Genomic DNA, 15,613 nt, shown 5'->3' with positions numbered 1-15,613 from the left:
CCGCCTCGGGCCGCGTGGGGCGGTTGCGGCCTTTGCATGAGGACGGGGACCCGCGGTTGGGTCCCCGTCCTTTCGGAGGAGCGGTTGAGGCTCAGGCGTCGACCATCGGCGGCAGGGCGCCCTCGTCTTCGCTGGTGCCGCTGTCCTTTGCGCTGCCGCGACCGCGCTTCGCCGGGGGCGTTGCGGTGCTGTCGCCGAGACCGTCGCCGGAGCTGTCGGTATCGGAAGCGGCATCGTCGCCAGCGAACATGTCACCTTCGCTGTATTCGGCGGTGCCGAGCTGGCTGTTGCGGCGGCGCGGACGCTGCCAGGCGACCGCCATGGTGCCGTCTTCACGCGGGAACACCGCGATGTAGAGCGGCTGCGTCATCGAAGGGTCGTCGATCTTGCCCTGGTAGAAGATCTCGCCGGTCGAGTTCGAGGCGAGTTCGAACAGTGCGCCAACGATGACCCAGCGGCGCTGGTCGTTGAGCGCGACGATCTCGTACTTGGGCGCACGCGGGTTGCTGGAACTCACCGGCCGGAGGCCGATGGTGCGGGTGATGGTGAGCGTTTCGACGGAGCCGATCAGCTGGCCATTCGCGTTTTTGCGGATTTCACCGATATTCATGGGGACGTTCTCCTTGAAGGATTGATTGCGACCGGACCCCTTGTCCGATCACCCTTCTTCCATCCCCCTTCCCTCCCGGCCGTCAGGCCGAGACCTGCGGGCCTTGCCCGCAGCACTTCCTGGGAGAGGCACGGAGAGATCACCGGGAACCGCCCCGCCCTGCCCCCAGCAATCCGACAATCAGCGTGCTGATTGGCCGGGTCTGATCGTGAGGGTTGCGGAGCCGGTCGATCTCGAGGCGCGAAGCAAGCCCCTCGGGCACCTCGGCATAGTCCCGGACGATCGACAGCAACGCGGAAGCGCTCGGGATTTCCCGGAAGGTGGTGCCGCGCCACAGGCGCACGTCGGGATCGGGCTCGCCGTCACTTGCGGCGAACACGGTGACGAAGAAGGTATCGAGCCCGGGGTCCCAGCCCAGGGCAACCTCGAAGAGGTCGGCGTGGTGGGAAAGCGGCTTGAGCGAATAGCGCGACATCCGGATCAGTAATCGGTTGCGAGCATCACGGTGACCACACGGTAGCTGGTCTGCGCATCCCACGGTGTTTCGGCACCCCACTGGAACGTGCCGTCGTTCTCATAGACATCGACTTTCCAGAAGATCTTGCGATCGAGGAAGGTCACGACGCCGAAGTCCCTCTCGCCGTTGGGGTCGTTGCCAGGGTCGATCGGGGTTTCACGAACGAGGCGAAGCAGGGCGGCCTGGTTCTGGAACTGGCGCACCTGTGCGACGGCGGGATCGTCCGCGTCGCCGGCAAGCAGGTCGACGAGATTGCGGGTGAACACCATGCGGGAGTTCGCAAGCGTTCCGGCGCGCGCGGCATCGTTGAGCCGGGCGATCTCTTCGGCGCGAGACTGTTCGGCGGAAAGGCAGGATGCCTGGGCAGGCTGGGCCATTGAAAAATGCTCCTCTTGCGATTGATCGCACAGCCCGATCCCCCTCCCCTCCTTGCCGGCGCTTGCCGGGTCAGGCGGGAACGGGCTCGTCATCGTTGCTTGAGATGACCACACGGGTGACGATACGCGCGGGCGAAGCGCGGCTCGCCAGGACGACGCGGAACGGCTGCAGGGGATTGCCGGTCTTCACCACGGCAGTATCGGCGGCCATGCGTTCGGCGACCTGGCTCGCGACACGGTTGGCGTTCTCGATACTGCACAGCCGCGCGCGCTTGGGCGAGCGGGTGGTCACGGCGGGTTCGCTCATGACACGTGCGGAGCTGCTGGAGGCGGGACGATAGTCCAGGCACGGCTCATCAGGTTCGTGATCCGCACGCCCACGCCATCACTCATGCGGCACAGCCGCGTCTTCTTGCCTGAAGCAACCACGCGGAATGTTCGTTCGCTGTGCCCATCGGTGAACGTCAGTGCTTCTGCGAGTACCAGCGTGTCGCCAGGCCGGGGCTTGCGGCGCGAGGTCAGCGCCAGACGCTGGCGGCAATGCTCGCGCCACTGCGCGGCGTGTTCGTTCCGTGGCGGATCGAGCAGATCGAGGATCGAGGCCGGACAGTCGTACCGATAAGGGCCCATGGATTCTTCCATGTCCTTGTAGGCGAAGACGTAACCGTCACGCGCCTTCGGGTTCCAGCGGATGAGGCAGATCGCCGCGAAGACGAGTGAGGTGCCATCGGCCTCATAGCTCTGGCAGGCAGCATACCATGCGCCCGAACGGACCGAGGACTTGAGCACCCGCAGACCCGTGGTCCGGCCTTTGTCCGGGTCGGGTGGGAATGTGAACTGGGCATCGAGATATGCCTTGGGCGTGGCATGGGGCGCCATGCCCGATGCGGTCATCGAGAGCCAACCCATCGGGGCCTCCTATACGAGTTCGGTTTGACGGGGTTCGAGTTCGAGGCGGGTCTCGCGAACCACAGTCGCGCGGAAGCGGACCGGATCGGCGAGCACCGCGATGTCACAGTAGTGGTTGCGCTCGCCGATATAGTCCTGCCGTCCCTTGCAGCGGCGGAACATCACCTCGCGGCCTGCGCCCATGCAGTAGAGCGCGACCTGGACATAGATTGTGTCGGCATGAAGCGTGATCTCGCCCGAGACGGCGATGCCGCCCGGATTGGCGCGCAGATCATAATCGTCGGGACCAAGCCCCAGCTGCCGTGCGGCAATCCTGAGCGCCGAACGGGCTTCGCGCTGGAACACGCGTTTGGCTTCCGGGTCGTAGCCCACGCCCCGCCGGGCGAGCGCCACCAGCGCGGGCTTCGACTTCAGCTCGTCGATCCGCTCGATGCACTGGCGGCGCAGCGGCGCATCTTCGGCGAAGGTCGCATCGGGCGCGTGCCCAAGCGCAATGCGTCCGACATGGCGGGCAAGCAGAATGGTCGCCGGATCACGCGCCGGGTCAATCCCGGCATTGCGCGCGTCCTGCATTGCATCGATCACTGCCTGGGTCGCGGTCGGTATCGTTGCCAGCCCATCGGGCTGGAGCGCCCGGCGGTAGCGGAAATCGAGATCGTAGTTCATCGCATGGCTCCCTTGCGCCGGAAAGGCGCATGGGTTGCCCACCCCCTCTCCTTCCCGCTCGCCGTGCGAGCGAAGCTGGTGAGAGGAGCGATGTGCTCGCTGCGCTCAGGCCGCCTTGCGCTCGGGTTCGGCAAGCGCGGGATCGAACTGGCGCAGCCACTGGACCGCCTGCTCGGCCTTGGCCGCGGCGTGGAGGATCGCGGTCTTGTCGCCGCGCATGATCCTGACCCAGTGATCGATGTATGAAGCGTGGCTGTCGTGCAGCTCGTTCGGCAGGCCGTATTCGGCGCAAAGGATCGCCTGCGCCAGGCTCGCCACAACTTCCTCGAAAGCATACGCCTGATCGCCGAAGCGCTTGCCGAACTGGCGATTGAGCCGCTTGGCGTGGCCTGAGGCGTGAGATAGCTCATGGCATCGGGTCGAGAAATACGCCTCGATCGAATGGAACGCCTGTGGCTGCGGCAGCGTCACCGTGTCGGTCGCAGGCGTGTAATGCGCGCTGCCGCCTCCATGGACGACCCGGATCGGAATTGCATCGAGGAAGTCACGCACGCCGGCAGACAGTTCGCCGATGGCTTTGGGGTCCGGTGGCTCCGGGTAGTAATGCGCGGGCAAACTATCGATCTGGCTCGCATTGAACACGTGGTTCCACTTCATGAACCTGATGGTCTTTTCGGTGGTCTCGCCGGTCTGCCGGTCGGTGTCCGTCTTTTGAGCGGTGCTGTAGAAGACGCTGTAGGAACCGCTCTCGCCCTTCCGAACCTGCCCGCCAAGTTCGGCGGCTTGTCTATATGTCATCCAGTAGGGACTGGCGTAACCGCAAGCCTCGGCCACCGCCCATAGGAAAAACGTGTTGATCCCCGTGTAGGGAACCCCGTTGTGGCGCAGTGGGCGGGTACTGGTCGCCGACCAGGGCTTGAGCCAAGGCGCGGTGCCCGAGGCGATCTTCTCGAGGATTAGGTCGGTGATGACCTGCGCGACATCGGGCCGGGGTTTGCGGGTCATGGCCGTGCCTCCCCGGCAGTGGCAAGCAGTTTGAGGTCGGTCCCTTCGCCTGACCATGTAAGCTGCAGCGTGCGCCCTTTGGGTATCCGCCAGGCCACGCGGTCGGCAAAGGCCATGCGGATTCCGGCGAGGATTGCCGCATCTTCGCCTTCGAGGATGGCATGCGCGCGGACGGCAGCATCGTGGCGGAAGCGGGTTTCCTGGGTGTCGTAGCTGTCCGCGTCGGCATCGTCCGAAGGGCTGAATGCCGCGTCGATGATGAACTCTGTGAGATCGCCCGGATCGAGCGAAGATGTGCGGGCGAGCGCGATCCGCGCATAGTCGGGATCGCTCCAGGCATCGTCGTTTTCGAGGATGGCAAAGTCGCTCGGCACCGCAAGACGGCGGCCATGCTGATCGGCAAGCTCGAGCGTGATCCTGTCGGGACGGAAGGTCAGCCCGTCATCGTCCGAGCGGGTCTGGAAGCCATCGTCCTGGCTGAAGGACTCCCCGGTGCGGATGTAGCACGAAAGCGCATCGTACCAGGGATAGCCGGCGAACTGGCGCAGGGGCGTGTAGAAGGTCAGCGGCTGGGCGCCCGCCAGACAATGCGGCTCGCCGTCGACACCGCCGCGCGAGAAGGCGAGCGCGCGTTCAATGGTGACCGAATCGTAGGAGTCCGCTTCGTCGTAGATCGCTGCATTGGCCGCGAGCGGCTCGAACTTCGGAATATCGCGATAGGTGTCACGCGCATGGACCGTGTGCAGCGGCGGCAACTCGCGGGAGGCTTCGGGATAGTCTTCGTCGTTGACCTTGGCTTCCAGCCAGTCCTCGAAACTGAGACGATGGAAGGGCTCGGCGCGGATGGTTGCGAAGATCGCCTCGCGGCACTGGGTCACAAGGCGTTCGAGCGCGGCGTTGCGGTAGATTTCCTTGCGCGCGGGCAGCACCAGCACGAGGTCGGGTGCATCGAGAATATCGACCCGGGCGCTCCACTGCGCGTGATGGACCTCCTTAATCTGTGGCAGTGCGTGGATCAGCGTCACACCGTGGAAATTGACCGTCGGCATTTGGCCTACATGGCGTTGCCGGAACACACCGATCCGCACACCGTCGCGCTCGATGACCGAATGCGCGCCTTCAAGGAAGTCCGCGCTTGGCAGGCCCTCGCCGTTGTAGCTGACAGGCAGCGGATAGAATCGTGCAGCTGCGGCCACTGCGCGTTCGAGCTTGCCATCGGGGAACGCTGCGAAGTGGAACGCGATCTGCGTTCCGGGCGGGCCATCCCAGGGCAGGACATCTATGTCTGCCTCGCCGGTCCAGGCGTCGCCTGATATGGCCAGCGAGAAGGCGCCCGCTGCGCTGGTAGAACTGACCACCGTGTCCAGCCCTGCCAGGCTGAAGAAGCCCATGCCGGCCGGATCCTCACGGGTCTGGCATTCATCCGACCAGTCTGACTGGCCGAGTGAGACGAGATCGGCAGGATTGGCGATGCCGGCCCCGTCATCGGTGACGGTGATAATGCAGGCGTCGCCGATATGCTCGGTGGTGACGGCAACAAAAGTGGCACCGGCGCGGCGGGCATTCTGGAACAGCTCGTTGAAGATGTCGTCGAGGGTTCCGTTGAATATGCGAGTAACCTTGGAAATCACTTGCGGCGAAACGCGTGCCCGCAGCTTTGTCTGAATGGTCATGGGAAGAAGTCCTGTTGTTGGCGCGACAGGCATGACGCCGCAGGCCCCGAAAGGCCTGCGGCGGCGTTGCGTGAAGGGATGGGATCAGGCGTCGACGGTCTCGCGCGGCGCGGCTGCGTCGGGTTCGCCGTGGTCTTCCGAAGCGGCGTCTGGTGCCGCTTCCGGCTCAGTGGGATCGGACACATCGTCCTGCGGTTTGGCTTCGCCATCTTCGGGCTCCGCCTCCCCTTCCTCGGATTCTCCGAGCACCCGGAAGCGCATCGCTTCGGGCACCCAGGCCAGCGCCGCCTGCTTGACCTCGGGCGCGACGATGGTCTCACCGGCGAACAGCTTCTCGCAGGATGCCGATAGGTCGCCCTTCTTCGCGCCCATGAAGCTTGCCGCCATGGTCGGCCCGCCCACTTCGGTGACGTGCGCGAGCAGTGTCTGCTTGCTCACCCGGTCAAAGTAGTTGGCCGAGGTGGGCCGCCAGTGATTGGCGACGCTGATCTCCATCAGCGATGCCAGGTGATCATGGAGTTCGATCGGTTCGGGGCCGGACTGACCGGGTTTGCGCGCCACGCCCATGCTCGCTTCGAGCGTGCGGGCAACGCACCAGGCCAGCCATGCGGCCTTGGCTTCGTCATCGAGCGCGCTGAATGCGGTGAACCTTTCAACGGTACGCTCGTGTTCGGTCCAGGCGGTATCGAGCGTCTCGCGCATGTCAGCCATCAGCGTGTGCGCAGGGGACTCCGGATAGCTGGCGAGGTAGAGCGAGGGTGAAGGCGCGCGGATTGTGGTGCCGAGCGCCTGCGCGCCGTAGGTCAGCCCGGCATCGGCAATCGCGAAGATCATGTAGTCGAGCGCGATCGCCGGGTTGGCTGCGAGATTGACCGAGAGGATGTCGCGGCGCTGCACGGCCAGTTCCTCGACCAGTTTCTGCGACAGCGGCTTGGGCGCCGATCCGGCATCGCTTCCTTCTCCCAGCGAACCACCTTCTCCAGTGGCATCGCTGCCACGCGCCTTGCGCTTCTCGAGCGGCTTGTCGCTGTAGAGGCCATGGGCAATCGCGGGCTCGCCGTTCTCGCGCACGATGACGAAGCAGCCGAGATTGGCCTTTATCTCCTCGGGGATCACCGGGGGTTTGTCGTGGAGAGCATCGTATGCTTCGGTCGCCGCTTCCCAGCGCGCCTGGAACTCGGCAACTGCGGCCTCGTCGTCTTCATCGAGGCCCTCGCTCTCGGCTTCGAGCGCTGAGATCGTCTCTAGCAGGCGGTCGGCTTCGGCCTGTTCCTCGTCGGTGAGCGGTGCGGGGTCGAGATGAACCTGATGCAGATCCTCGGTCGCCGCGTAAGGGACCCGGCTTTCAAGTACTGGCCGCACCCAGGCATAGCCCGAGGTCTCGGCGACCTCAGTGGCAAAGGCCTGGAGTTTCTCGCCGGCGATGCGTTGGGCAATCTCGGCATCGATCCAGGTCTCGTTCGAATCCTCGGTGAAGAGGTCGCGTTCGATCCGGCCACCGGCAGCGAGGTATTCGGCTTCGCCGGCCAGCCTTGCCATCGGCGAGGACGAGCGCACCGCGCTGTGGGTGATCATGCGCCTGATCGAATCGGGCTGGTTGCCCTGCCAGGAATCGGCCAGTTCGTTCCACACCATCATCTGACGCTCGTGATTGGGCGTGGTCGCGTAGGCCTTGGCGACATCAAGCGTGATCTGGCCTTCTTCGAGCGCCGTGAAGATCGGATCGGCGAGATCGGCCAGGCGCAGACGGCCTTCGATGAACCTGCGGGTGCGGCCGAAACGCTTGGCGATCGCGTCGAGGTCGCTGCCCTCGTTGACGAAGTGCTTGTAGGCGCGGATCTCGTCGGTCGGCGTCATGTCGAGGCGGATGACGTTCTCAATCAGCGAAAGTTCGGACTGCTCGGCGCTGTCGGTGTCGATGACCTTGCACGGCACCTCGTGGGTCTTGGTCACCTTGCCCGCCTCAAGCAGCGCATTGAGCGCGCGCAGACGCCGACCACCGGCGGTCACATCGAAGAACCCGCGTCTTTTGGCGGGCACCACGATCAGGTTCTGCAGGAGGCCCTTGGCCTCGATATTGGCGGCAAGCTCCTCGATGAAGAGGTTGCTATCGTTCTTGCGGACATTGGCTTCGGACAAGCGCAGCTTGCCGAGCGGGATCATCTGGATATCGTTCACGGGAGGGCTCCTCATGGCCGGAATGGATCGAGCCGAACGGCTCAACCCCTCCAGCCCCCCTCCCCTTTCGACACTTCAGGAACGAAATGGACGCCCGGGTGGAAGCAACGCGGGCGGTGCAGGTGATTTTCAGGTTGTGCGGTGGATAGCCCCCGATAGCGTAGTCGTCACATCGTCAGGGAAGTTCGAAAAGCCGGAAGGTCCCGTCCGGGAAGACCTCAAGGACATGATTGACCATCACATCTGCAGGGACCCCGCATTTTGTGAGGTATCCAAGGGCTTCCTGCAAAAGGCGAAGGGCCTCATCTCGGCGAACGCTAGGCAGGATGATAAGACCGGGGTGTATCTCCTCGCGTGACACCAGCTTGCGGAAATCGATGGCGTTCTCGGTGACGATGACCCGATCTTCGGCAAGGCAGCGGGAAAGGACAACGTGATCAGGCTCGCCGAGGCGGCCCATGTCTCTTGGATGCATTGCACTATGCTCGCCCGTTTCGTTGAGAACGCGGGCGAGCAGTGGAGACAGGCACTCGTCGATAAAAAGGTTCAAGCCGCTTTCGCCCAGGGCCGCCCGCCGGGCCGCCCCACCAGCGGATGGGTCCGGGCATAGAGCGCGGCAGTCTCAATTGCCTCGCGGCTCAGGTGTGGATTGTCATCGAGAATATCCTCGACGCTATCACCACCTTCGAGCCTGCCAAGAACCGAATAGACTGTCATGCGCGTGCCGCGCAGCACCGGAGTGCCGCCCATGATTTCTGGGTCGGTGACAATGTGGTCTTCGCGCGCCTTGCTGTAGCGCTCGGCACGTTCGGCGAGATCGGAACCGACGAGCGCGGGAATATCGACGACGACTGCGGGCGCGATTTCGAGCGGCTCGCTCGTCATGCTCGCCACCGGACGTTCGGAGAGCCTGCGAACAAGATCGCGCTTGGTGGCAAGCGAAAGCGTGACCGGAAGGCGCGTGACAATCGCCGCGTAGGGCACCGCGTGGAGCGGCAGCATACGCCGCCGCCCGCGTGCCTTGGCGCGAATCCCGGCAAGGACCCGCTCTTCGATCGCCTTGTCAACAGACCGCACGGATACATCGGCAAGAGCCGCCACTTCGCGGGAAGAAAACTGGCCAGTCATTTAATTACTCCCTAGCTAGGGGATAGATATATGCATTGCGCGAAATTTGCAAGGGGCAAGGACGCAGGGCTTTGCTTTGGTCGTGGCCATTTCAGCAAGGAGGTTCCCCGCCCAATCGGCCAACAACCGCCGCCAGCACCGCCTCCGCCTTCTCTAACGGCACGAACACGCGCGTCTTGTAGGCGATGATCTCGGTGAAGCAGCCGATGGCCTTGAGCCCGGCGATCCGGCCGGGTTCGACATCGGCGATCTCGATCCGCCGCGCGCCGTTTACGCGTGAGGTGCGAATCGTGAAATTCTTCGGATGCGGCGCTTTCCAGCTGCCACCACCAAGGATAGCCTGAACGATCTTGCCGGGATCGACCTGGGCCTTGCGAGAAACTCCAAGCCGCTCGAGCGTCGCATCAACGAACAGGTCGTGGACGTGGCGGCCGAGCCAGGAGGCGCCGGTCTGGTCGACGATGCGGTTGACCGTGAGGTCTTCCTTGGGCAGCGCGCCCCAGATCGGCAGCAGCAGGCCCGTTGCGAGATAGACCGTTTCGGTGACCAGCTGATTCTCGGCGGCGGCGTACTCTGCCTGCCAGCGCGCTTCGAAGTCAGCCCCTTCAATATCTTCCCATGCGGATTCGGCGAGCCGCTCGGCGAGAATATATTCGCTGCGCAAGGGGCGCACAAGTTCGAACCGGCGGATGTAATTGCCTTCGTCGTCCATGTGCGAGGGCGCGGGACTGCACAGCGCAACCTTGTCCGAACGCGCGTTGTGCAGGAACCGCGGTTTGTCGTGGTGCGCCGCGATCGCCATGACGCGTTCGAGCGAGGTGAGCTTGCGGCGCTGGGTGAGCGAGAGTTCAAGCAGGTGCGAAGTCGCGCCGGTCACCGGATCGGTACGGATCACCGTGTCGGACAGGACTTCGCAGGTCTCCACCGCGATAGTCTCGACCCCGATGTCGAAGGTGCCCGCCTCGCGGGCGGCGGCGGCGCGGGTTTCGACAAGCGTGAGGAACTCGTCGAAGATCGCATTCTGTACGGCGATCTTCATCGCCAGGATGCGGTTGAGCCAGCGCTGGATCGGCGGCAGGTTTTCGCTGAGCACCCCGTCACGGTCGGTCAGTTCGAGACCGCTGATCGTCTCGAACTCCTGCAGGCTGGTGCTCTTGAGCTTTCCGGTGGCGAGCAGGCCATACCAGTCGTGCAAGGCATGCTTGGCGTAGTTGCTTTCAAGGTTGTCGGATGCATCGAACATCCCCTGTCCCCCGGTCTGACGCTGACCGCGCGTCAGCGCGCCAAGTGCGTCGAGCCGCCGGGCGATCGTGCTGGTGAAGCGCGCCTCGCCCTTGCAGTCGGTGGTAACCGGGCGGAACAACGGCGGACAGGCCTGATGGGTTCGATGCGTGCGCCCGAGGCCCTGGATTGCCCTGTCGGCGCGCCACCCCGGTTCAAGCAGCAAGTGGACACGGCGCTGCTGGTTCTTGACGTCGAGACTGGCGTGATAGCTGCGCCCAGTGCCGCCGGCGTCGGAAAACACGAGGATGCGCTTGGCTCCGGTCATGAATGCGCTGGTCTCGGCAAGGTTGGTGCGCGGCGAACGGCTTTCGAGCCGCTGTTGACCGGAGCCGTCGCGAGCGAGGCGCTTGGTGCGCCCCGTCACCTCGGCAACCGCAGTGACGCCGTAGTGTTCGAGCAGGGCATCGAGCGCGGTCGGGATCGGCGGCATGGCGCAGATATATTCGAGCAGCTCGTCGCGTTTGGCCTCAGCATCGGGGTTGATAACGGGGTTGCCAGCCTCGTCATACATCGGGCGCGAGCGGACATCGCCGAGCTCGTCGACGTACTCTTCCATCTGCCGGGTCGGAAAGGCGCGACCGAGGTAATCAACGACGTATTCTTTGCAGTCGGTTGTAATGTCGAGCGTCTCGCGCTCCTCCGGTTCGAGCTCGTTCAGCCGCCGGTTGAGGATCGATTCCGCCGTGCTGACCAACTGCACGACCACGCTTTCATCCTGTGCCAGATGCTCGTCGATCGCAGGATAGATCGAAGGCAGCTTCATCGACAGCAGGACCTGGCTGAAGAAGCGTTGCTTGGTGCCTTCGAACCGGCTGCGCGCCGCAGCCTTGGCACCGCTGTTCAAGGTGCGATCTTCAAAGCCATCGACGATCCCGGTGAGTTCGAGCGCAGCTTCGAGGTTCTGGTGGATGATCGTCCAGGCTTGCGAATAGGTATCGTAGATGGCGATCTGCTCAGGGGTGAGCTCGTGGCGCAGGATATCGTACTCGACACCGGCAAAGCTCAGTGCCCGGGCAAGGTATAGTCCCGATGCCTTGAGATCGCGCGCCACCAGTTCCATCGCGGCAATGCCACCGTCGCGAATTTCGCAGATGAACTGCTCGCGTGTGGCAAAGGCCGTCCCCGGCCCCCACAGACCGAGCCGAACCGCGTAGGCAAGGTTGTTGACGTCCGAAGCCCCGGTCGCTGAAGCGTAGAGCACGCGGGCGCGCGGCAGGGTGTTTTGCAGCAGCACTCCGGCGATCCCCTGGAGCGAGCCCTCCTTCTGGCCAAGCGCCCCTTCCCCACCGGCAACGCCGCCCATTTCATGGGCTTCGTCGAAGACGACCACACCTTCGAAGTCAGCGCCTGCCCAACGCACGATCTGGTCAAGCCGGGTGTCCTCCACGCGCGATGAGCGCAGCGTGCCATAGGGCACGAACAGGATACCTTCGGGCGCGGTGATTTCTTTGCCGATCTTCCAGCGCGAGATGTCGAGGATGTTGGCAGGCAGCCCGCCGATCGCCGACCAGTCGCGCTGCGCGTCCTCGAGCAATGGTGCATTCTTCGAAATCCAGATATGGCGGCGATTGCCCTTGAGCCACTGATCGAGAATGCAGGCTGCCGCTTGCCTGCCCTTCCCCGCTCCGGTGCCATCACCAAGGAAGAAACCGGTGCGATAGAGCTGTCCGTCGGGGTCTTCCTTCAACGCCACTTCCCCGGCGGGATGGCTGAACCGACCCTGCAGATCGCGCGACCAGGCCTCGCCTGCATAGATGACGGTCTCGAGCTGGGCGGCCGAAAGCAGGCCCGCGGTGACCGTACGTTCGGGCAGGTGCGGCACATATTGGGGTTTTGGCGCGGCTATCGAGGCCATGGCGGCGGATTCGACGAGGTGGGTCGGGTGTTCGCCGGCTTCGGGGAGCACCATGCGAGAGGGCCGGTAATCGGCGTAGACCCCGCGCTGCTCACCCATGGGCGCGGGCTCATCGAGCACCTCGTAGGCAACTGGTCTCACCTCACTGGTCTGGGCAGCGCGGATGACGACAGGGCGCACCGGTCCAGTCTTCACCGAACGGAAGAACCCGAGTTTGGTCGCACGGGGAACGGCGGACTGCTGCGCTTCGCGCGGTGGCATGCGCGGGGGTACTGAGGAGATAGCCGCGAGCAGCTCGCCCGACGAGGGGCGGTTGATCGACGAGACCGTGCCATCGCCCGCCACCTTGTCGATCACCAGCATACGCACGGCGATACCGGTGCCGTGTTTGGCATAGCCGCCCTTGTCGAGCCGGAGCGAAAGAGCGACGCGCGCGCCTTGCAGCGTATGGCGGAACGCCTCGCCGCCTCGCGCGGTTGGGGCGAACCAGTCGGGCATGACGGAGACGATCCGGCCGCCAAGGCGCAGGAAGTCGAGCGCGGAACGCAAATGCCGGGCCGCCGTATTGGGATCTTCGCCTCGCGATTGCGAAACCGAAAACGGCGGGTTCATGAGAATGACGCTCGGTCGTTGCGCCCCGGCGAGCAGCGCGGTCAGCTTCGCGCCATCGTGGCAGGTGACCGGAACACCAGGGAACAGGCCTTCGAGCAGCTCGGCTCGGGTCGGTTCCAGTTCATTGAGCAGAAGCCGGTCGACATGGGGCTGTGCCAGCATCGCCAGGATACCGGTTCCCGCGCTCGGTTCGAGCAGGACATCGTCCGGTGAAAGCTGCGCAAGGTGAACCGCGAGCATGGCCAATGCGGGCGGGGTTGAGAACTGCTGGAAGGCGATCTGGCACTCGCTGCGCACAGTATGGGTCGGAAGCTCGCGTGACAGGGCTTCGAGCGCGCGGATGGCAGCGAGAGCGTCACAGCCGCGGATCAGCTCCGGCACGGCGAGCACCACAGCCGCTTCAAGCGCCTCGAAACTGTCGCGTTGCTGCCAGAATCCGTCTGCATCGGAGCCACCGCTGGCCTCGCTCATCGCTTCGCTGAGCGCAGCGCGGTCGATGGGAATGGCCAACAACAGTTTGGCGGCAAGCGTGCGGGCGGCGGAAAGGATGGCATCGGCGCGCGAGATCGTGATGGTCATGGAGCGGGTCCCCTCAAGGCAATGGGCCGGACTGGCCCATTCCTTCCGCCCCCCTCCCCTCACCGCTTCAGCAGATCGGCCCAGTCGTTCGCGGCGTGCGGAGGCCAGCGGGTCTCGATGGCAAGACCGGGGCGAGAATAGGCCACAAGGGCGCGGATCGCTGCGCGATGCCCTTCCGCATCGTTGTCGGCGAGCAGGATCAGGTGTTCGACTTGTCGCGGAATGGTGAGTTGATGAAACCGCTTAGCGCCCATGCTTGCCCAGGCCTTGATGCCGACAAGAGCGGTGAAGGCCGCCGCGGTCTCGAAGCCCTCGCATAGCCCGAGAACATTTCCATGTATGCCGTTGGTCCATGCGGATCCGATGGCTCGGCCAAGGCAGAGTTTGGCAGTACTGCTGCGAGTTCTTGGATCGAGGAATATCCGCTGGATCGCAGCAAGGTCACCGTCGCGGCGCATCCCGACCAGCAACGCCGGTTCGAATCGAGCCAAGGCCTCCTGCCCTCTCGGACACCGTGGATGGAAACGCAGGTCCTGGAGTACGCCGCCGATGCCACGAACTTGGCGGACATAGCATTCGGCCAGCGAGCCCTCGATGGGACGACCCTCGCGCCAGATTTTGAGGAAGGCGTTTCCCGACCTTGCAGGAGCTCGCTCGATTTTGGCCGGATTAAAATGCGGTATGCGTGTGATTCGGCCAATGGCCCGCAACACGTCCGAGCGGTCGCAACCTGCATGGCAAGTGACGAGAATTGCGCGATCACCCTGCCGAATCGACAGCGAAGGCGTTCGGTCGGCATGGGCCGGACAAAGACACATGGCGGTGTTCCCGGACCAAGTGCCGCCAAGTCGGCTAACCAGCGCTTTCAGCTCGGATGTGGGTCTGTTGCAAACGAGGGTCATGCAATCGAAGCACGATCCCCCTCCCCTCACCCCGCTTCAGGATCGAATCCCGGCTGGACTGAATGAGATTATGGCTATAGGAGAAAGAAAACGTTCAAGTCTATTTGCTGGGACCAAAATGCATTCAGAAGTCGAGCGCATAGCAGAAATGGCGCAAACTGGCGAACGCATGATCGAAAGACTGCGACGCCAAGCATTCCTGCCCGAATCGCGCAAGGAGCTTACCGTTCGATTCGGGATCGCAGAAGCCGCGAGCCTGCTTGGCTGTTCAACGAATCGTATCCGCATGGCCGAAGACGATGGGCGACTGCCTCCTCCCCCGCCAACAGAGAATGGGCGACGCCCCGGATACGGGATCAATGATCTGCTCAACATGCGCGAAGTCCTTGGCGCATCTCCGGCGCGCGCTCCGCTCGATAACCCGGCGATTATTGCTGTCCAGAATTTCAAGGGCGGTGTCGGCAAATCCACGGTAACGACCCACCTTGCGCATTATTTCGCGGTCCAGGGATATCGCGTCCTCGTGGTTGATTGTGACAGCCAGGCGACGACAACGACGTTGTTCGGCTTCAATCCGCATTTCAATATCACGCGAGAGCAGACGCTCTATCCATACCTCTCAATCGATCCTACCCAGACCGACCTTCTCTATGCCGTGCAGAAGACGCCCTGGCCCAACGTTGATCTGATCCCGTCCAATCTCGAACTCTTCGACGTCGAGTATGAACTGGCCGCATCGGGTGCCGATGGTGGCAGTGTGCTAGCCTCTCGCTTCCGCAAGTTGAAACAGGGCTTGCAGGACCTCGCTAGGGATTACGATGTCGTGATCCTCGACCCGCCTCCGGCACTTGGGACCATTTCGCTCGCGGTAATGCAGGCGGCCAATTCACTGATCGTGCCGCTGGCAGCCACGACGCCAGATTTCTGCTCTACCGTGCAGTTCCTTTCGATGATGGATCAGGTGACCGGGCAACTGGCGGAAGCGGGAATCGTCGTCGATTACGATTTCGTCCGGCTCCTGTGCTCGAAGTTCGACAGCAACGATCCGAGCCACGCGATGGTAAGGCAGATCATGGAGCAGACCTTCGGCCCTGCCCTGCTCCCCGTTCCAATACTCGAAAGCGCGGAAATCAGCCATGCCGCATTGCGCATGATGACGGTTTACGAACTGGAGCGCCCAATCGGCACGGCACGAACGCACAAGCGCTGCAAAGGCAATCTCGATGAAGCCCTCGCCCAGGTCGAAGTTCTCGTGCGTAAAGGCTGGGGTGTTGCCTCACCTGCCAGCGAGCAGGAGGTGATCAATGCATAAGCCGAT

14 protein-coding genes are annotated in these 15,613 nt (G+C 63.6%); 1 reads left to right on the top strand and 13 read right to left on the bottom strand.

The window, feature by feature from the left end:
• Window positions 1-91: 91 nt before the first annotated feature.
• From IEX64_RS06870 to IEX64_RS24855, 13 genes are all read right to left on the bottom strand, one after another.
• Complete coding sequence (locus IEX64_RS06870) at window positions 92-610, bottom strand: DUF736 domain-containing protein (RefSeq protein ID WP_188818907.1); 519 nt, start codon at window positions 608-610, stop codon at window positions 92-94.
• A 139-nt stretch (window positions 611-749) separates the two neighbouring features.
• Entirely contained in the window at window positions 750-1,085 is a 336-nt protein-coding gene (locus tag IEX64_RS06865) for a hypothetical protein (RefSeq protein WP_188818906.1), read from the bottom strand.
• 5 nt (window positions 1,086-1,090) lie between these two features.
• On the bottom strand, window positions 1,091-1,504 hold the full coding sequence (locus IEX64_RS06860; RefSeq protein WP_098105964.1) for a DUF3768 domain-containing protein: 414 nt from the start codon (window positions 1,502-1,504) through the stop codon (window positions 1,091-1,093).
• Window positions 1,505-1,574: 70 nt separating this feature from the next.
• Window positions 1,575-1,811 carry a hypothetical protein gene (locus tag IEX64_RS06855; protein ID WP_098105963.1) on the bottom strand — a complete coding sequence of 79 codons (237 nt, stop codon included), beginning with the start codon at window positions 1,809-1,811 and terminating at the stop codon, window positions 1,575-1,577.
• Window positions 1,808-2,413: a DUF6927 domain-containing protein gene (locus tag IEX64_RS24400; protein WP_229710120.1), complete on the bottom strand. Its 606-nt coding sequence runs from the start codon at window positions 2,411-2,413 to the stop codon at window positions 1,808-1,810. Before IEX64_RS24400 ends, IEX64_RS06855 begins: the two co-directional genes overlap by 4 nt.
• Window positions 2,414-2,422: 9 nt before the next feature.
• Window positions 2,423-3,079: a hypothetical protein gene (locus IEX64_RS06845; RefSeq protein WP_188818905.1), complete on the bottom strand. Its 657-nt coding sequence runs from the start codon at window positions 3,077-3,079 to the stop codon at window positions 2,423-2,425.
• 105 nt (window positions 3,080-3,184) lie between these two features.
• On the bottom strand, window positions 3,185-4,084 hold the full coding sequence (locus IEX64_RS06840) for an ArdC family protein (protein WP_188818904.1): 900 nt from the start codon (window positions 4,082-4,084) through the stop codon (window positions 3,185-3,187).
• Window positions 4,081-5,757: an ATP-binding protein gene (locus tag IEX64_RS06835; protein ID WP_188818903.1), complete on the bottom strand. Its 1,677-nt coding sequence runs from the start codon at window positions 5,755-5,757 to the stop codon at window positions 4,081-4,083. The genes IEX64_RS06840 and IEX64_RS06835 overlap by 4 nt, the downstream gene beginning before the upstream one ends.
• Window positions 5,758-5,841: 84 nt before the next feature.
• Window positions 5,842-7,935 (bottom strand): ParB/RepB/Spo0J family partition protein, encoded by a 2,094-nt coding sequence (locus tag IEX64_RS06830; protein ID WP_188818902.1) that lies wholly within the window; start codon window positions 7,933-7,935, stop codon window positions 5,842-5,844.
• Window positions 7,936-8,110: 175 nt separating this feature from the next.
• Window positions 8,111-8,485, bottom strand: a complete 375-nt coding sequence (locus tag IEX64_RS06825; RefSeq protein ID WP_188818901.1) for a DUF5615 family PIN-like protein — start codon at window positions 8,483-8,485, stop codon at window positions 8,111-8,113.
• A complete protein-coding gene (locus IEX64_RS06820; RefSeq protein WP_047824584.1) occupies window positions 8,482-9,063 on the bottom strand; it encodes a DUF433 domain-containing protein in 582 nt (193 codons plus the stop codon). Before IEX64_RS06820 ends, IEX64_RS06825 begins: the two co-directional genes overlap by 4 nt.
• Before the next feature lie 91 nt (window positions 9,064-9,154).
• The gene (locus IEX64_RS06815) at window positions 9,155-13,393 is read right to left on the bottom strand and encodes a strawberry notch-like NTP hydrolase domain-containing protein (protein WP_188818900.1); all 4,239 of its coding nucleotides are present in this window, start codon (window positions 13,391-13,393) and stop codon (window positions 9,155-9,157) included.
• Window positions 13,394-13,452: 59 nt separating this feature from the next.
• Window positions 13,453-14,211, bottom strand: a complete 759-nt coding sequence (locus IEX64_RS24855) for a DUF7146 domain-containing protein (protein ID WP_444544066.1) — start codon at window positions 14,209-14,211, stop codon at window positions 13,453-13,455.
• Between the two features lie 202 nt (window positions 14,212-14,413).
• Here IEX64_RS24855 and IEX64_RS06805 point away from each other — a divergent pair, with 202 nt between their 5' ends.
• On the top strand, window positions 14,414-15,607 hold the full coding sequence (locus IEX64_RS06805; RefSeq protein WP_047824590.1) for an AAA family ATPase: 1,194 nt from the start codon (window positions 14,414-14,416) through the stop codon (window positions 15,605-15,607).
• Window positions 15,608-15,613 lie beyond the last annotated feature (6 nt).

The organism is Novosphingobium indicum, assembly GCF_014645195.1.
Lineage (GTDB): Bacteria > Pseudomonadota > Alphaproteobacteria > Sphingomonadales > Sphingomonadaceae > Novosphingobium > Novosphingobium indicum.
Note: the sequence above shows the minus strand (reverse complement) of the source record. Positions and strands in the feature narration are given on the sequence as shown.